Source organism: Acinetobacter sp. ANC_7512, from assembly GCF_056779935.1.
In genome coordinates this window covers 71,365-89,778 of record NZ_JBWYIX010000007.1, presented here as the reverse complement: position 1 = coordinate 89,778, position 18,414 = coordinate 71,365, and the positions used below count along the sequence as shown (strand labels likewise).

Annotated in this window: 18 protein-coding genes; 8 read left to right on the top strand and 10 right to left on the bottom strand. The window is 39.9% G+C overall.

Annotated elements, in window-relative coordinates; all coding sequences use genetic code 11:
* The first annotated feature begins 79 nt into the window (after positions 1 to 79).
* Positions 80 to 958, top strand: a complete 879-nt coding sequence (locus AC1M9H_RS08300; RefSeq protein ID WP_481613161.1) for an EamA family transporter — start codon at positions 80 to 82, stop codon at positions 956 to 958.
* Positions 959 to 995: 37 nt separating this feature from the next.
* Here the strand turns inward: AC1M9H_RS08300 and AC1M9H_RS08295 are convergent, their stop codons facing one another.
* The 3 genes from AC1M9H_RS08295 to truB form a co-directional block, all read right to left on the bottom strand.
* Positions 996 to 1,454 carry a hemerythrin domain-containing protein gene (locus tag AC1M9H_RS08295; protein WP_035264279.1) on the bottom strand — a complete coding sequence of 153 codons (459 nt, stop codon included), beginning with the start codon at positions 1,452 to 1,454 and terminating at the stop codon, positions 996 to 998.
* A 148-nt stretch (positions 1,455 to 1,602) separates the two neighbouring features.
* A complete protein-coding gene (locus AC1M9H_RS08290; RefSeq protein ID WP_481613160.1) occupies positions 1,603 to 2,370 on the bottom strand; it encodes a sulfite exporter TauE/SafE family protein in 768 nt (255 codons plus the stop codon).
* A 12-nt stretch (positions 2,371 to 2,382) separates the two neighbouring features.
* Complete coding sequence (gene truB, locus AC1M9H_RS08285; protein ID WP_481613159.1) at positions 2,383 to 3,288, bottom strand: tRNA pseudouridine(55) synthase TruB; 906 nt, start codon at positions 3,286 to 3,288, stop codon at positions 2,383 to 2,385.
* 146 nt (positions 3,289 to 3,434) lie between these two features.
* On the opposite strand from truB, the gene AC1M9H_RS08280 reads away from it, so the two are divergent.
* From AC1M9H_RS08280 to AC1M9H_RS08250, 7 genes are all read left to right on the top strand, one after another.
* Positions 3,435 to 4,475 (top strand): lipase secretion chaperone, encoded by a 1,041-nt coding sequence (locus tag AC1M9H_RS08280; protein WP_481613158.1) that lies wholly within the window; start codon positions 3,435 to 3,437, stop codon positions 4,473 to 4,475.
* 37 nt (positions 4,476 to 4,512) lie between these two features.
* Entirely contained in the window at positions 4,513 to 5,499 is a 987-nt protein-coding gene (locus tag AC1M9H_RS08275) for a lipase family alpha/beta hydrolase (RefSeq protein WP_481613157.1), read from the top strand.
* 282 nt (positions 5,500 to 5,781) lie between these two features.
* Positions 5,782 to 6,765, top strand: coding sequence for an esterase/lipase family protein (locus AC1M9H_RS08270; RefSeq protein WP_481613156.1), 984 nt, complete (start codon positions 5,782 to 5,784; stop codon positions 6,763 to 6,765).
* A gap of 221 nt (positions 6,766 to 6,986) precedes the next feature.
* Positions 6,987 to 7,976 (top strand): lipase family alpha/beta hydrolase, encoded by a 990-nt coding sequence (locus AC1M9H_RS08265; protein ID WP_481613155.1) that lies wholly within the window; start codon positions 6,987 to 6,989, stop codon positions 7,974 to 7,976.
* Positions 7,977 to 8,134: 158 nt separating this feature from the next.
* A complete protein-coding gene (locus AC1M9H_RS08260; RefSeq protein WP_481613154.1) occupies positions 8,135 to 9,109 on the top strand; it encodes an esterase/lipase family protein in 975 nt (324 codons plus the stop codon).
* A gap of 228 nt (positions 9,110 to 9,337) precedes the next feature.
* Positions 9,338 to 10,315 carry a lipase family alpha/beta hydrolase gene (locus tag AC1M9H_RS08255; protein ID WP_481613153.1) on the top strand — a complete coding sequence of 326 codons (978 nt, stop codon included), beginning with the start codon at positions 9,338 to 9,340 and terminating at the stop codon, positions 10,313 to 10,315.
* Positions 10,316 to 10,457: 142 nt separating this feature from the next.
* Positions 10,458 to 11,438 carry a lipase family alpha/beta hydrolase gene (locus AC1M9H_RS08250; RefSeq protein ID WP_481613152.1) on the top strand — a complete coding sequence of 327 codons (981 nt, stop codon included), beginning with the start codon at positions 10,458 to 10,460 and terminating at the stop codon, positions 11,436 to 11,438.
* 61 nt (positions 11,439 to 11,499) lie between these two features.
* Here AC1M9H_RS08250 and rplS read toward each other — a convergent pair whose 3' ends face one another.
* The 7 genes from rplS to AC1M9H_RS08215 form a co-directional block, all read right to left on the bottom strand.
* The gene (gene rplS, locus AC1M9H_RS08245; RefSeq protein ID WP_004787066.1) at positions 11,500 to 11,871 is read right to left on the bottom strand and encodes a 50S ribosomal protein L19; all 372 of its coding nucleotides are present in this window, start codon (positions 11,869 to 11,871) and stop codon (positions 11,500 to 11,502) included.
* 179 nt (positions 11,872 to 12,050) lie between these two features.
* On the bottom strand, positions 12,051 to 12,791 hold the full coding sequence (gene trmD / locus AC1M9H_RS08240) for a tRNA (guanosine(37)-N1)-methyltransferase TrmD (RefSeq protein WP_092766672.1): 741 nt from the start codon (positions 12,789 to 12,791) through the stop codon (positions 12,051 to 12,053).
* A gap of 26 nt (positions 12,792 to 12,817) precedes the next feature.
* Positions 12,818 to 13,366: a ribosome maturation factor RimM gene (rimM, locus tag AC1M9H_RS08235; RefSeq protein WP_035264305.1), complete on the bottom strand. Its 549-nt coding sequence runs from the start codon at positions 13,364 to 13,366 to the stop codon at positions 12,818 to 12,820.
* Between the two features lie 18 nt (positions 13,367 to 13,384).
* Positions 13,385 to 13,642 (bottom strand): 30S ribosomal protein S16, encoded by a 258-nt coding sequence (rpsP, locus tag AC1M9H_RS08230; RefSeq protein WP_035264308.1) that lies wholly within the window; start codon positions 13,640 to 13,642, stop codon positions 13,385 to 13,387.
* Positions 13,643 to 13,786: 144 nt separating this feature from the next.
* Complete coding sequence (locus tag AC1M9H_RS08225) at positions 13,787 to 14,251, bottom strand: type IV pilin protein (RefSeq protein WP_481613151.1); 465 nt, start codon at positions 14,249 to 14,251, stop codon at positions 13,787 to 13,789.
* Positions 14,235 to 14,732, bottom strand: coding sequence for a type IV pilin protein (locus AC1M9H_RS08220; RefSeq protein WP_481613150.1), 498 nt, complete (start codon positions 14,730 to 14,732; stop codon positions 14,235 to 14,237). Before AC1M9H_RS08220 ends, AC1M9H_RS08225 begins: the two co-directional genes overlap by 17 nt.
* Before the next feature lie 9 nt (positions 14,733 to 14,741).
* Positions 14,742 to 18,413 (bottom strand): PilC/PilY family type IV pilus protein, encoded by a 3,672-nt coding sequence (locus AC1M9H_RS08215; protein ID WP_481613149.1) that lies wholly within the window; start codon positions 18,411 to 18,413, stop codon positions 14,742 to 14,744.
* Between the last annotated feature and the right edge of the window lies 1 nt (position 18,414).

Below are 18,414 nucleotides of genomic sequence, written 5' to 3'. Positions count from 1 at the left end.
GGATTGAAGCACTGTGGTCATCATAATAATGTTAAAATTTGAGCAGTCTCACTCTTTTTAATTCGGCTTCGTTTTCCCAATGCCAAATGCTCAACTCACTGCCGTGCTGTTCATGGTCTTATCCATGATCGCCTATCAAATTAGTGCATCCTTCGCAAAGCAGCTTTTTGAAGTTTTAGATCCATTTACTGTGGTCACTTTACGTCTATGCTTTGCATCAATTATGGTTGTATTGATGTTCCGTTCATGGAAAATTCTTCGTCGCCTTCCTTACTTAAAATGGAAAGATCTTCTCTTTTATAGTGGTTCAGTCGCTTTGATGAATGTCTTGTTTTATGCATCATTAGGAAAACTACCACAAGGGATTGCAGTAGGACTTGAGTTCTTAGGACCACTCACCTTGGCTTTACTGTCAATTCAACAACGAAGTGATTACATTTGGGTCATCATGGCAATTTTCGGTGTAGTGCTGATGGTGCCTTGGCAAGATGCCAATACGACTAACTTTTCATATCTTGGTGCTGCTATGGCCATTGGTGCAGGCATTTGTTGGGCATTCTATATTTATTTTGGACAGAAAGTCGTTCGGCAGAATATCGGCATGCATGCTCTCAGCATTGCGATCGTCCTCTCAGCATTGACATTATTACCGATCAGTATGGTTCATAATCCATCCGCATTAGTTCAATTTGGATATTGGCCACAAGCCATCGTCATTGCGCTTTTGGCTACTGCTATTCCCTATGCATTGGATTTATTGGCATTAAAGAATTTAAGTAAAATGTCTTATGGAACGCTATCAAGTTTGTCACCAGCATTAGGTGCATTGACAGGTTGGTTACTGTTGAATGAACACATTACCTTATTACAAGCCGTTGCTTTGGGTTGTATTATGATTGCATCAATTGGTGTTACTTATCGCGCTGCTAGAATGAAATCACATGGCATAGAAACATAAAAAAAGATGGCACATGCCATCTTTTTTTATCATGGGGTTAAACCAAGCTGTCTTTATCTAATTTCTTATATTTCTTATATTCAGTTTGATATTTTTTAGCCAAACTCTCCTTTTGTTTATCCTCTAGAATTTTTCCTGCTTGCTGAAAAAAGCCATGCTCTTCTTCTTCAAGATGATGATGCACGGTTTCTGACAATTTTTTCGCGATGGCTAACCATCCTGGATTACTGAATTCAGTTTCGGTGAGTTGCTCAAGTAATTCGTCCATTTCATGATGTTCAGCTAATGCATGACGCGTAATATTCAAACCTGAATCGGTCATCATCAGTGGAATATAGAAGTATCGATCTTCTGCCACTGCATGAGCAAACAATTCATTTTTTAGCTGCTCAAATAATGTTCGGCGTTCTGGCGTGTCCCCTGAAGTTTGAACCAGCTTCTCAGCAAGTTCACGTTGAACATCATGACTTTCACGTAAAGCTTCAAAAATATTCATCTTGTTATCCTGTCTTATAAATATGATTTGAAAAAAGAAAAACTTGAATGATCTTCAAAACACTCAACTTACTATAAGAGCTTAGGCGATAACTTGGAGATAGGTTTAAGAAGTGATTTGTATAAAAAAGTTTAATGTTGAGAATGGTTTACATTAAGAACATCTGATAACTTAATCGAACAATTAAAATAGATACTAGAATTAAAAACAGAATACGAATAAAACCGCTACCGTATTTAAGCGCCAATTTCACCCCGACAATCGAACCAATCATATTAGCAAAAGCCATCATAGCACCCACTGCAAATAAAATGTGGCCTGCAGGAATAAAGAATGTAAGAGCGGCTAAATTGGTCATCACATTACCAATCTTGGCCAAAACTGCTGCATGCAAAAAATCGACTTGTAAATATCGAATAAAATAAAAAATAAAAAAACTTCCCGTTCCCGGACCGAATAATCCGTCATAAAACCCAATCGCCAAACTTCCTATTCCAGCCAAGATCAGAATTTTAGTGTTTACCGTTTGTGCAATATGAACCTGTCCAAACTCCTTCTTTGACAATGTGTAAATTGCCATCACAATCAGCATCACCAAGACAAAGGGCTGCAAGATTGATTTCGGAATCATGGAAACACTGGCAGCTCCCGCAAAAGAACTGATGGCAGCACATATCGCCACCACCAGTAATAACTTCCATTCAAACTTAACTTTTTTAGCGAAAGTCCACGCAGATGTTGCTGTTCCAACAACCGCAGCTAGCTTATTGGTGCCAAATAATGTTGCTGGCGCCATATGAGGAAAAGCACTCATCAATGCTGGAATCTGAATGAGACCACCACCACCGACTGCTGCATCAATTGCGCCTGCGCAAAATGCAAAAAAAATCAGGGTGAGGATGATTTCTAATTCCATAATTGAGTTCGCTTATAAATTTAATACACGTTTAGGAACTAGACGTTTTTTATCAGTAATTTCAGCTAAACCTAAACACTTTTTTTCGTCAAAAACGAGGACTTGAGATTCGGCAGGATGATCAATATTGCTTTCCATCCCACGACAAAAATATTCTGCACGACCTTCTGGTACTTGAACTTTTGGAAAATGATCCACAGGCGCATAAGCAGGTAACAACAATGCTTCACGTTGTTGTTCAGTTAGACTTTCTAAGTATTCAATGGTGTACTCTGGCACAATACCAAAATGTCCAGTTTGAATACGATGTAAATATGTTAAGTGCCCATAACTTCCTAAAGCTTTAGCAATATCCTCTCCCAATACTCGGATATACGTTCCTTTTGAGCATGTCACATCCAAAGTAATTGAATCTTGAGTGAAAGACATCAGTTCAATCGCGGAAATATGAATTGGACGAGCCTCACGTTCGATTTCAATTCCTTTACGCGCCAGCTCATACAAAGGACGACCTTCTTTCTTTAAAGCAGAATACATTGGAGGAACTTGTTGAATGTCTCCAACGAATTGCTGAATCACGCTTTGAATTTTATCTTCGTTAAGTTCAATCGGTTGTGCCTCGAGCAAAACTTCACCCTCGACATCACCTGTAGTTGTACTATTTCCCAATTGAATCGTCGTTTGATAACGTTTAGTAGATTCCAGTAAAAAGTGTGAAAACTTGGTCGCTTCACCTAAGCAAATCGGGAGTAAGCCTGATGCTAATGGATCTAAAGCGCCAGTATGACCACCTTTTTCAGCACGATAGAGCCAACGCACTTTTTGCAATGCTGCATTTGAGCTAATCCCCAAAGGTTTGTTGAGTAGAAATACACCACTTATATGACGTCGAGTAATTTTTGGAGATTTAGCAGACATTAGATAATATTCAGATCAGTAAAATACTGCTATTTTATCAAATCCATTTATCGAATATTGATTAAATTTTTATGCATAAAATGTGACATTTGTGGCAAATTATTCTACACCATTAATAATAACTAAATGATTTCATAGGATGTGAAATGAATTCAAAAGCTAAATTGAAAATTACACTGCTGATTGTGGCGTGTCTGATCGTTTTATTCCTTCTCTTTCAATGGTTGAAACCTGACTCAGCTGAATCTGCTGAAAACTCACAACGAGCAGCACAAGATGCCGAAATTCAATCAGAAAATATGGCGCTACAACAAAGTACAACCGTGAATGGTTCTAGCTTTGCAAGTAAAAGTCAGCAAGATATTCAAATCAATTGTCAAATCCTAACCGATAACGCCAACCGTTTGATTGTGAATGAAAATACTAAGAACTGTTTTGAGTTTTTTATTACCCAATACGGCGAAAAAGAGATTCCGCAAATCAAGGCTGATTTTATTAAATTTGCTCAAAGCACCTATCAAGAACCATTACTAGGTCAACTGACAGATTTATGGTCACGCTATGTTCAATATCGTGAAAAAATGGGTGACCTAACACCACCAAACCATGACAAAGAAAGTGCGCAGTATTACAAAGCTATTTTTAATCAGATGAAATCATTGCGTAAACAATTTTTTTCAGACTATGAAATTGAAGGTTTATTTGGTATCGAAGATGAATATCATGATTATACCTTGGCTCGCATGAGTGTCATTGAAGATAAAAATTTATCTGAAAAACAAAAAGCCGATAAATTAAAAGAACTGTTCAATGATCTACCTGAAGATTGGAAAGAAAATTTAAAACAACTTTCTCAACTTGAAGATCTGCGCCAATTAACTGCAGAAATTAAAGCTCGTGGTGGTAGCGCAGAAGAAATTCGTCAAATGCGTCTCAGCTTAGTGGGTCCTGAAGCAACACAACGTCTAGAAAATCTTGATGGACAGCGCTCAAATTGGAAAAGCAAGGTCAATCAATATTTATCTGAACGTGACAGCATTGTAAAAAGTAATATGAGCCCTAGTGCAAAGCAGGAAGCTGTACAACGCCTCCGTTCTCAACATTTTAATAATTCACAAGAGCAACTTCGGGTAGAAACATTCGAGCAAGTTCATGATCAAGGCGGTCAACTTCCTTTTGCCGATTAATCTTTTCAAGGAACACATTCATTCACAGGGAAGAACGATGAAAAACTTAAAACTTAAATTGATACCTACGACGTTAGCATTCGTCACAACGCTATGCTTATCAAGCTCATTCACTGCCCACGCAGGTCTGGGATTACTCGAAGTAAATGAGACAAAGATCGGTAGTTACGCAAAAACCAAATATCCTATTGTGATGACACACGGTTGGTTAGGCTGGTCTCGCATAGGCAATGAAACATTCAATATTGACTATTGGTATCAAATCTTACCTGATCTATCGCGCAATGGTGCACGCGTTTTTGCAGCACAACTCTCACCTGCTCATACGACTGAATTTCGAGGAGAACAATTAATTTCTCAGGTTGAAGAAGTAATTGCGATCACTGGGCAGAAAAAGGTCAATCTGATTGGTCATTCGCACGGCGGACCGACTGTGCGTTATGTTGCAGCAGTAAAACCCGACTATGTTGCTTCTGTTACTGGTGTAGGAGGGACTTTCAGAGGTTCTATGGTCGCAGATAAAATTCAAAATAATGAAGCAACTCGAACAATATTTAATATTTTAGGGGATTACATCATTCCCCCATTAATTGCTTATGCACAAGGTCGTCCTGATATGCCGATCAGCTTTGATGCTTCGATGAAATCATTAACTGAAACAGGCTCTGCTGCATTTAATGAACGTTTTCCAACAAAAGCTCTCGCGTCAAGTTGTACTCGTTTAGGCAGCCCAATAGACAACGGAATCTTTTATTATTCTTGGACTGGTGTTGCACAAACCACCAACCTCTTAGATATCGATACCATTTTAATGCAGCTAGGGCCTTTAGCGTATGGCAATAAAGATAATGATGGCATGGTTGGGCGCTGTAGCACGCATATAGGACGTGTAATTCGTGATGATTACAAACTAAATCATACCGATTTAGCTAATATGATGTTCGGTCTCAAAGGTTTATTTGCCCCAGATCCTATTTCACTTTATCGCCAGCATGCCAATCGTTTGAAACTGACAGGACTCTAGACGCACAAAATAGCGCAGTTAAATGGAAAGCTATTCATCAGAATAGCTTTTCCGACCATCAGCGACTCTCGACAAAATTTAAATAATGCTTTTTGAACACATTTGCTAATGATTAAATCCTTTAATTATTTCAACTTTTGATTCTTTTTTGCTTTTTATATGTTAATTCGGCAAGCTAAATTGGCATTTTTTGTATCTTGTTGCATTCAATAACATCTTTTAAGGTCTTCTGTATGTTCATCTGGAAGAACATCATAGATTCACTAAAAACTAGGAATAATAATGAAAATAAAACACATTCTAGGCTCGCTGGTGACAGCGCTATGTCTAACATCTACGACAACTTATGCTACTCAAGCTCAACAGATCAAAGTCTCAAGTGTCAAATCTGACTATGCCAAAACTAAATATCCTATTGTATTCGCTCATGGAATGGTTGGATTTATACGTTTGGGCACTGAAAGTCTAGGCATGGATTACTGGTATCAAATTTTACCTGATCTAGCGAGAAACGGTGCAAACACATGGGCGGCTAGAATGTCTCCTTTCAATTCTTCTGAAGTCCGAGGTGAACAATATGTTCAACAACTTGAAGAAGTCATGGCGATTACTGGTGCTGACAAACTCAATCTGATTGGTCATAGTCATGGTGCAAACTCTGTTCGTTATGCCGCAGGTGTAATACCTGAACATGTTGCATCGGTGATGACTGTAGCCGGTGCCAACAAAGGCACAATCATCGCGTCAGATGTATTAAAAATCGCAGATAAAACAGGAACATCAGAGCTACTGAATGTTCTCATCAGCACTTTTGGTAAAGTCATTATGTGGGCGCAAGGTCTTCCTGCTGATACGTTCCCACATGATGCGATGGCCGCTGGTGTGAGTACATCTGTTGAAGGAACTGCCTTGTTTAATAAAAAATTCCCTCTCGGTTTACCATTAACCCACTGTGGCGAAGGTGCTTATAAAGAAAAAGGAATTCATTTATATTCAATGACAGGAAACAAGCCTTTTACGAATGCCTTGGATCTAGGTGACCCTGTCATGGTTCTACTTGACCGTTTGTCGGTTCATAAAGCAGGAAAAAATGATGGCATCGTTCCAGTTTGTAGTGCCCATTTTGGTAAAACTATTCGTGATGACTTTCCGTGGAATCATTTAGATGAGGTGAACTTGCTGTTCGGAATTAAAGGATTTTTTGCTCCTGACCCAGTTGCAGTTTATAGACAGCACGCCAACCGCCTTAAATTACAAGGACTTTAAATCTCTAGCTCTTTAATTGAGTAATTGCTTTCAAATTCATTAGGCTGGATTTGAAAGCAGATTCAAATCTTCATCAAGATAGTTCATTGATCAAATCTACCTCTCTTTTTTAACCTTAAAAATTTACCATTCATCTATTCGATATTTAAAATGTGATTTACATCACTATAATCAATTTAACTCTAGGATTAGGGTTTGATAATAAAAAGTTGAGGATGATGATGAAATACAACAAAATTATGGCGTGCCTACTTACGTCTGCAGCTTGCTTAACGACTCAATTATCTAATGCTTCTGCATTAGAAGTGAAACCTGTAACCTCGACACTCGGCAAATACAATACCTACGCAAAAACTAAATACCCAATCGTATTTGCACACGGACTAACTGGATTTGTCCGTCTTGGTACAGAGAGTTTTGGTTTAGATTATTGGCACCAAATCCTGCCAGATCTAGCGCGTAATGGTGCCAATGTCTGGCCTACACGAGTATCTCCATTCAACTCCAACGAAATTCGTGGAGAGCAATTGCTTCAACAAGTTGAAGATATTTTAGCCATTACTGGTGCACAAAAAGTGAACTTAATTGGGCATAGTCAAGGTGGACCATCAATCCGTTATATTGGTGGAACAATTCCTGAACATGTGGCATCCATGACCACTGTCGCTGGTGTGAATAAAGGATCACCTATGGCAGACTTTATCTTGCGTTCAGAAGGAACAGGACTTGATACTGTGCTTGCGACAGCGATGAATTTTGTCTCGGGAGCAATTGTTTGGGCACAAGGATTAAATGCGAAAAGCCTACCACATGATTCGCTTGCCTCGGCTAAAAGTTTATCTACAGCAGGCTCATTAGCATTTACACAACGTTTCCCTGCGGGTGTACCAACCACAAAATGTGGTGAGGGTGCATATCAAGTCAATGGCATGCGTATGTATTCATTTACTGGTAATACACCGTTTACCAATGCCCTTGATCCATCGGATTATGCAATGCAAGCGGCATCTTTCATTGTATCTAAGGAAGGTGCAAATGATGGTTTAGTCCCAGTTTGCAGTGCTCGCTTCGGACAAACGATTCGGGATGATTACCGTTGGAATCATTTAGATGAGGTCAATCAAATGATGGGGATGACTAGCATTTTTGCAGCAGATCCAGTATCGGTTTATCGACAACACGCAAATCGTTTGAAACTTCAAGGACTATAATCTTCTCAAGCCTCCATACGCTCATCACGAAATTATGGAGGCTTATCTTAAAAATTGTTCCCTAAAGTTTAAATCCACTTTTCTTTCCTTTTGCTTCGCTATACTCTTATTGTGACAACGGAAATTGTCGAGTATTTCAATCCATCTAAGGAATAGAGATGAGAAAATTTATTTTGGGGACATGCCTCTCTTTCGCATGTTTAATTGGCATGAGTTACGCTGCTACAGCACCTGAACAAGTGACTTCAAAATTTCAAACTACTTATGCAAAAACCCAGTATCCAATCGTATTTAGTCACGGAATGTCTGGTTTTATCCGTATTGGCACTGATCCACTCGGTGTAGATTATTGGTATCAAATTTTACCTGATCTCGCCCGTAACGGTGCAAATGTATGGGCTTCCCGTGTATCGCCATTTAACTCATCAGAAATTCGGGGTGAGCAACTTTTACATCAAGTTGAAGAAGTCATTGCACTCACTGGATCGCCTAAGGTCAATCTAATCGGTCACTCTCACGGCGGGCCCACAATTCGATATGTCGCAGGTGTAAGACCTGAATTAGTCGCATCAATGACAACGATTGGGGCGCCACATCAAGGCTCACCAGTGTCTGATTTTATATTAAAAATTCGTGATACAGCACCAATCCTTGAAACACCAATTGTGGCTGTAGTCAATCTACTGTCTAAAGCTATTATTTGGGCACAGGGACTTGATCCAGCATCCTTCCCTCATGACTCACTTGCGGGAGCCAATAGTTTGAGCTTAGCAGGATCAGCAATATTTAATCAAAAATATCCTATAGGCGTTCCTCAAAACTCATGCTCTGAAGGTTTATATCGTGAACAAGGAATATATAACTATTCCTTTACGGGTATCGGAACGGCCACAAACCCACTTGATCTAGACTCAGCTTTAAAAATTACCAGTCTATTAATTGACGGTGGTCAAGAGAATGATGGACTAGTTTCACGCTGTAGTGCGAAATTCGGTAAAACCATCCGTGATGATCTCAATTGGAATCATCTAGATGAAGTCAATCAAGTGCTTGGTTTAAAAAGTGTCTTTGCGCCAGATCCAGTCTCGATGTATCGTCAACATGCAAATCGCCTTAAACAACAAGGTCTCTAATATATTTTTTTGTCTGCACTCATCTCTAGATGGGTCCAGACTGTTTAAATAGCCCTCATTAGCATGACATATCTATCCTATAAATGAGTCACCCATCCAATTTATATCAATAAATTTGCACTTTATCTCTTTTTTATAGACTTAAGTCACAATTTTAGTATCTTAAATTATGGCGATGGATATCGCCTGAATCATAAAAATAAACGAATCACTGAATGAGTATCGAAAATGAAACTAAAAAAAATAGTCATGAGCCTATGCATAGGTTCATGTTTTCTTCCTGTTGCACAAGCCTCAACGCAAATTAAAGATTTAGCCGTTAACCATACCGTCAAAACACCTAAATCAAATTATGCACAAACCCAATACCCTATTGTGCTTGCCCATGGCTTATTTGGCTTTGGTAGTATGGTCGGTGTTGACTACTTTTATCAGATCACTCCTGATCTTGCTCGAAATGGTGCAAACATCTGGCAAACACGTGTTTCAACGATGAACTCAAGTGAAGTGCGAGGCGAACAAGCACTGAGTCAAGTTGAAGAGATACTTGCCATTACCGGCAAGCAAAAAGTGAATTTAATCGGACATAGTCATGGTGGTCAGACTGTTCGATATATTGCAGGTGTTATACCTGATCATGTCGCATCTGTTACGACAATTGCTTCTGGAAATCAAGGAGCAAGAATGGCTGATATACTAGAAGGTGTTCTGGTAGGTAATATTTTAGAAGCACCTGCTCGCGCGATTTTTGACAATCTGGTATCGCCAGTGATTACATTCGCATCTGGTCTTGATCCAAAAGTCTTTCCTTATGATGCTAAAGCAGCCCTACAAAGTTTAGGAACGAAAGAATCACTCCAATTTAGTCAGAATTTTCCAAATGGTGTACCTACAACCCAATGTGGCGAAGGGACTTATCGTGTCAACAATACTCATTATTATTCATTTATGGGTAACTCTCCATTTAATACCGCTTTAGATCCATCTGATTATGGCATGTTAGCTTCTTCTCTTTTGGCTGAAAAAGATGGAGATGGAATTGTAGGGCGTTGCTCCGCTCGATTTGGCAAGGTCATTCGTGATAATTATAAATGGAATCATTTAGATGAAATTAACCATCTACTCGGTTTAAAAAGCATTTTTGCACCAAGTGCTGTAGATATTTATCGTCAGCATGCAAATCGACTTAAACTCCAAGGGCTATAAAACCTAAACACAAAGGGTGAGCTTTTCACCCTTTCTTTCAGTTTAATAATGATTAACATTTAGTCGGATTTATCTTATTTTTGTTTAGTTTTTCTTTACAATATTTTTTGACAATAAATATTGTCTTTTTAAGGAAGAAAAAATGAAAACAAAAAAAATGATCCCAGCACTTCTGCTAAGTCTGGTAGGATTATCTCAACTTACATATGCTTCCGGCCTGATCGATGTCGAAGCTAAATACGTAAATACCAATTATGCGCAAACTAAGTACCCTATTGTTATGGCCCATGGCTTTGCATTAGGTTTTAGCCGCATTGGTACAGAACATTTCGGTTTAGATCAGTTCTATCAAATTACCCCTGACCTCGCACGAAATGGTGCACGTGTTTTTGTCGCTCAAATGTCTCCTGTCGAATCAACTGTGGTTCGTGGTGAGCAGCTGTTACAACAAGTAGAAACAGCTTTAGCTATTACGGGTAAAGACAAGGTCAATTTGATCGGCCATAGTCATGGAGGACCTACTGTACGTTACGTTGAAGCCATTGCTCCTAAGAAAGTTGCTTCTCTAACTGCTGTTGCAGGCAGCATTAAGGGCTCTCCCCTAGGAGATACTTTCGTAAATAGTAAAGTGCTTAATAGTGTAGCAAAATTAGTTATTGGTGATATTTTGGCACCTGCAATTTCAATTATGGAAGGTAATCCAAGTCTTAGCGTTAATTACGAACAATCCATGTATGATCTTTCTATAAAAGGTTCTTTAGAATTTAATCAAAAGTTCCCTTCTGCTGCGATCCCGAAAGACTGTAATTCTAACGGTTCATCACAAACGGCTAACGGCGTATATCATTATTCTTGGATTGGTTCTTCAAAGGTGACCAATGTTCTCGATATTTTAGATACCGCAATTGTTGTCTTAGGGACAGCGATTATGCCTAATGAACGCAATCACGATGGTCTCGTGCCTATTTGTAGTGCTAAATACGGCAAAGTAATTCGTGATAATTACAACTTAAATCATTTTGATGAAGCAAATCAAATACTTGGGCTTAAAGGCTTCTTTGCTCCTGATCCAGTATCAATCTTTAGACAACATGCCAATCGTTTGAAGATTCAAGGTTTGTAAGTTTTGATCATAAAAAAATGCGCCAAAAGGCGCATTTTTTTGCTTCGAAGCAAGGCTAAAATTAACCTTGTTTACGAGCTGGTAACTTTTCACGAATACGTGCAGCTTTACCAGAAAGTTCACGTAGGTAATAAAGTTTAGCACGACGAACGTCACCACGACGTTTAACTTCGATTTTAGCTACGATTGGTGAATGAGTTTGGAAAACACGCTCAACACCAACACCGCTAGAAATTTTACGTACTGTGAACGCAGAGTTCAAACCACGGTTTTTCTTAGCGATTACAACGCCTTCGAACGCTTGTAGACGTTCACGGTCGCCTTCTTTTACTTTTACTTGGACAACTACTGTGTCACCTGGTGCAAAAGCTGGGATGTCTTGTTTAAGCTGAGCATTTTCTACAGCTTGTACTAAAGGATGCTTACCGCTCATGGGGTATCTCCAATATGTGTGGGTCAGAAGAGGTCTGATATCCACTGGGGCTAGAGGCTAAGGCGCATAGACCCGATTGACTTTCCCTTCATGCTTGACCGCTTCAATGCATAAAGAGCCTATTTAATACTTCAAGCAATATGCTTGAGGTCATATTTGCTTAAATAAATCTAAAAGATTTATTTTTGCGAATCTTTGAGCCATTTCTTTTGCTGCTTAGTCAACTCAACTTTTTCAACCAATTCAGGTCGACGTTCAAGCGTTCGTTGATAGCGCTGCAAAAAACGCCATTTTTCAATATTTGCATGATGACCTGATTTTAGTACCTCAGGCACATCCAAACCTTCAAAATGATCAGGCTTTGTATATTGCGGACAGTCGAGTAAACCATCCACAAATGAGTCTTGAACGTGTGATTGTTCATCAGACATTGCACCCGGAAGTCTCCGAATAATACTGTCCAATAAAACCATCGCAGGCAGTTCTCCCCCAGATAAAACGTAATCCCCTATGGACCATTCCTGATCAACATATTTTTGGATCAAACGCTCATCAACACCTTCATAACGACCACACAATACAATTAATCCGTCATATTGCACGAAATCTTGTACTGAAGGTTCATTTAAGGTTTTACCTTGTGGTGACATATACACCACAGGTACATGAACAGCACCTGCTTGCGTTGCAAGCTCTTTGGCACGATGAATTGCTTTTGCCAGTGGCTCAGCCATCATCACCATACCAGGACCACCACCAAATGGACGCTCATCCACTCGTTTGTAGTTCCCTGTTGCAAAATCACGAGGATTAATACAATGAATTTGCATTAAATCGCGTTTCGCTGCGCGACCGCTAATACCAAAACTTGTAATCGCTTCAAACATTTCAGGAAAAAGCGTAATGACTGCAAAAAACATCGCAGACTCCCGTATTTCCGAAAATATTAGTAATCTACGCCCCAATTGACATAGATACGACCAGTTTCGAGATCAACGCGTTGCACCACATCTTTATGCCATGGAATCATTCGCTCTTCGCCATCGACACTGTCAGCAGTTGCGCGAACTACCATCACATCGTTAGCACCTGTTTCAAACAATTCGTGGATTTGACCAAGATTGACTTCTTGCTCTTCATCATCCAGACCTAACACTGTTAGACCCTTTAGATCAGACCAATAATACTCGTCCACGCCTGGTTGAGGCAGTTGCGATTTAGAAATCCAGATATTTGCGCCAACTAAATTGTCTGCTGCAGTACGATCACTCACACCTTTCAGCGAAACAACTAAGCCTTTACCATGTGGCTTCCAACGTTTCACATCTACAATTTGCCAACCTGCTTTGGTCTCGATGTACCAAGGCAGATAGTCAAATATGTTGCTCATAGGTTCTGTGTTCGAATAGACCCAGAGCCACCCATTTAATCCATAAGCTGAACGTAGCTGTCCAATCTGAATACGATCTTCGGGAACATTCTGTGTTGGTGTCATGGGCTAGCTTCTACCGTATTAAACAGCAGCTGCAGCTTTTTTAGCTTGAGCAGCTAATGAAGCAACACGTTCAGAAGGTTGAGCACCTTGAGCAACCCAGTGAGCGAAACGATCAGCATCTAAACGAAGTTTTTCTGCTTTACCTTGAGCTGTAGGGTTGAAGAAACCGATACGTTCGATGAAACGACCGTCACGTGCATTACGGCTATCAGTCACGATGATTTGATAGAACGGACGTTTTTTAGCACCACCGCGTGCAAGACGAATAACAACCATGATAGAACCTTATAGTTTTTACGGATTATCCCTGCACCGACCATCGATACATTTCAAACCCCTTTCATAGAGGGCAGTATTTTACGTGAACTTTGATCCGATTGAAAGCTCAAAAATTATTTATCCACTTTTTTGAATTTAAATTTATTTTCCATCCCAGTTTGTACTTGAAGAAGGCATACAAGAAGCTGCTTTCACCCAACATTTTTCATTGGCTTCATTTATGACAAAGTGACCATCTGTTTGCATCAATTTTCCACTCACAGGCACCGCACTCAACACCCAACTGTTGTTGGTTACATCTGATATACCAACCGTATAGACAGGATCATAATACGGAACTTCAACTCGATTTTGCGCATTGGTCTGAAATCCTAATTCAGCCAACGTGACTGCTTTGCCATCCGGTTTAATATAACTGTAATTCGCAACCTGATAGTGCTGAAGTCGAGCTGCAATATCTGCCAATGTGGTTTTTACTTCGACACGTTTAGTTTTACGAACATATTCTTGGTAGGACGGATAGGCAATCATGGCTAAAATTCCAATGATGACCACTGCAATCATAATCTCTACTAAAGTAAATCCTGAATTACCATTGTTTTGCATTTGCACCACATCCTGTATATGCATTGACTTCTTTTAAGTCATTTTCCACCAAATATTCTGTTTTACAACGAATACCCTGACTCGTCGCCAAAAACGCATCATATCCTGTCTGCGTTGGTAAAGCTCGAATCCCCCATGCCCGTCCCAAGCCCTGATCTGAACTTAATAAGGTTTTAGGTGTTTTTTCACTGATATCGGCAATACTAATCACATATTTTGGTTTCTTCGCATCAGGTAGGGAAATACTCGTCATTGAAGTATCTTGATCGTAAATATACTTCGCATCAAAACCTCGATAGGAAAAACTGCGACTTTTATAGCGTTCAAGTTGTTCAATAATTTTGGATACTTCTTGCTGAGCCTGTGCAGCAGCATTACGTTTTAAATAACTTTGGTAAGATGGCACTGCGATTGTCATCAATATGGCAATCATCACCACAACAACCATCAACTCAATCAGCGTAAAACCTTTTTGATTCATGGTAACCACCTACTGACGCTCAAACCAGTTATAAGCTTTCAGCACTTTGGTTGTGATGTAGTTGGTATAACCACCGCCCAGCAAAGTCGTTTTCTTTTTACCATTCTGGACAATAGGTACGCTGTTTAGCTTACTAATCCCATCAGACTTAGTCTCTGAGATTTCTGCCACAATTTTATTTTGAAGATTAGACGTTGATCCAGCATCTCCACAAACACCATACGGCAAGCAAAGCTTTAAGGTACGACTTGCTCCTTTAATGCCCCCAGTACATTGGTTCGGTTGTTGTGACGATGCATCATTTGGATTGTATAAAGACACATATAAATCTGAATGACTTGGACTATTTGCGATCGCAATATAACCATTTAATGCTTTAACTGTACCAGTATTCGCTGTTTCGTTTTTAGCCGTTGTTCGTTGCAACACATAGAACCAACCACGCTTATTACGGTTCATCAGATGTGGCACTGTTGTACCTGATAAATTAGACCATGCAGTTAAATGAGCTTCGGTAAGGTTTTGTGTTTTAGCAAAATTCGCTTGAAACAAATTCGGTTGTGCCAAGTCATAATCATGTAACACATAGACTCGATTGTCATAAATATTGCTGGTATTTAATGGAAAGCTGCGATTTCCTGACGCAATACTCACCGCACCAAATCGCTCACCATTCAGATCATGGATGGTCAAAGCAGGCATTTCATAAAAACGTTGGTGATACGCACTAAAATCAGCAAGACGTGTCACTCGTCCAAACGCGGTTGTATTCGTTCCAAGACGATTATTGAGATCGACGCGCCACACTTGCCCACCTAAATCACCAAAATATAGGTGATCGATCAAACCATCCGTATTGCGGTCAAATGCTTTAATTTGACTGACCACACTATATTTCATCTCAGCATGCTTAACATCAACACTGGTTTGATTCGATTGGTTGCCATAGCGTGCATTCCACAATAATTCGCCCGTTTCAGCATCAAAAATATAGACGCCCGCCCCTTGATTAGCTCGTTGACCAGTTAATGCAGATTGAGGCTGATAACCATCCGTTTCATAGGCCATATCATAGCCACCACCCACAATCATGACCGTTTTAACTTTGCCGTCAAAACGAATTTTAGCAATGGTAGGTTTAGACCAACTATATCCCATAGCTTTTAAGGCATCTGATTGATTTGTGCCACTCACTGATGTTGATTTACTCTTTATCGTTCCAGAACTTGGATCAACATGGAAAAGTAATTCAGGTTGGTTCGGATTTTTCATATCCAAGGCATAATAACTACGCCCACCCATGCGCATACCACCATAAATGTTGGCTTTCGCAGCAATAAACTTATTGTTGTTCTGATCAATCTTATATTGAACATCTGAAGTCCATGATCCATCCATGCCATAAATAGGATGCGCAGATGACAATAATGTATTGGACTGTTCAAGTAACGCGTCTCGTCGACTTGGATCTTGAACCATTTCATGAGGTAAGAAACTAAATGCCTCTTCACCAGTTTCTTGATCCACAACATGCAATAATCCTTGCATCGTCCCAAATACCACGTAATCTTTTCGATGAGTCGCATTACGGGTATTCGCTAAAATGGTACCAGACCCCGCGTTATATTTTGCTTCGAGCGTCACCAACAATGGTTCCGAGTGAACAACGCCTCCCATTTGCTGCATCACCTTCAGATCTTTAACCTTATTTAGATCATTCCAAATGTATCCAGCAGGTAAGCTACTTAAGTAGTTTTTATCAACTCGATAACCCAAAGCCGACAGTAAATAGGGTTGATATACATTTTGTCGCCACCCCGACTTGGATGAATCAATATAGGTCGCGGCTAGCACATTCTGTGTCGTTAATTTCGTCAGTTGTCCATTCTCAGAACCTACCAATCGTTTTGCTTGATCACCCGTTGTGGCAATCGTTGCATTGGTGAATAAAGGGCGCGTTTTTATTTTGTCTGTAGCAGTAACACCTGCTAGTGGTGAAGGTGTGGCAATCCGAGAGAACACGCCCCCTTGAATTGCACTCAAACCATCATCTATTCCAGTATTGTTCCAAAAATCCTGCGTATTGGTTCGTATTGCACCTGATCGATCAAGTACCTCTTTCCCCCCACGATCAATCATCACAGCTTGAGCGTTAATACTGTATTTCTTTAAGTTCCCTAACCATAATTGATGTGTGGAAGCCAATACCGAATTTGCTGTGCTCACCTGTGGTTGAAACTGCGGTGCGAACACATAAGGATATGCTGAACTTGTTGATAAACGGTCAAATGGCACCACATAAGTACCAAAACTAGCAGCCTCAAAGTTACCGTGAGAGACGGCAACCAAGAAGGTATTCAATGCATTCTGAATATCTTCACCAGAAGTCGCTTGGGTATACCCCCCAATTTCTTGGCGAGTCCCGTAGGTATCCCCTTTACCAATCACATTCCCCAACTGTTTTAATGCTTGAGCATTCATACTATTGGAAATGTCATTTCCAGAACCTGTATAGCTACTATCAAAAGTACAATGATCGTATAGACCGTCATTGTCATAATCACGACAGGTTTCTCGTGGATGCTTTTGGAATAAGGGACCAAAACCTACAGTAGATGTATAAACACGCTTCTGATTCGCATCGCTGGTCATCTGTGTTTGATTTGCCAAACGCTGAACCATCTTACCCACACAAGCCCATGAACTACGGTTTTGCCAGGTGGTTTGATTGGCTGACACAGCATTACCAATATCATCTTCATAAAAACGATATGGCTGCGTCGCCATTTCCTTAAACTCGCCATTGAAGGTCGCGGCACCACTGGCACCTTTGGCATTACCGTAATTGTAATAGACATCTTTTAAGGGCGAGCCTTCACAAGTAAAGCTGTCATCTGCCAACGCATTTTGCATGACAGGGAGTACCGTCTTTGGTCTCAAACCAACTGGCGCCCCATCTGTTAAGAAAAAAACACCTTGCGTACTACATTGGGCATCACTGTTATTCAACTTGTTGAGTGGCGCTCTATAACTACCATCCGCTTTGCGAATGTCCGCTGGCGCAAATGATGCTCCAGATAAACCACGGCTATAATTAGAATATTTAGATGAAGGAAGTAAATCGATGCCTTTTAGGTTAGCCCCAAAGGTACGATTTCCTAGTAAATACGCATAAGTTTCTGAGAGTAATAGTGGTGTGGGCGTACTACCTACGGCTCCAATACTATTAATTTTATTGATTAAATCCGTACGGTGAGCAGGTGTAAGTTGTTTTGCTTCTAGTAAGATTTTAGATGAACGAGCATTTTCACCATAGCTTAGCCAATCTTCTGTTGTCCCTATTTCACCCGTTGACGTAAACACCGACACCCCAATATAAACATTATCTGGAATACGATAATTTCCTGATAAGTCCTTTGCATTTAAGGCATCTACCAATGAGTTTTTTAAGGCATTTAAACGGCTAACACTTTGACCTTTATAAGTTGCATCTACTGCACTCATACTCATCGAGTTATCAATCGCCAACATGATAATCGGATTATTTTTTGCTACAGGATTTTGATAAATTTGTAGATCACTGGCGTTCATTTGCATTGGGATCGCACCCAATGCCATCACGACTGCAATACTTTGCGCAATCATCTTTTTTGTAAAATGATTCTTTATCTTTTTATTCACA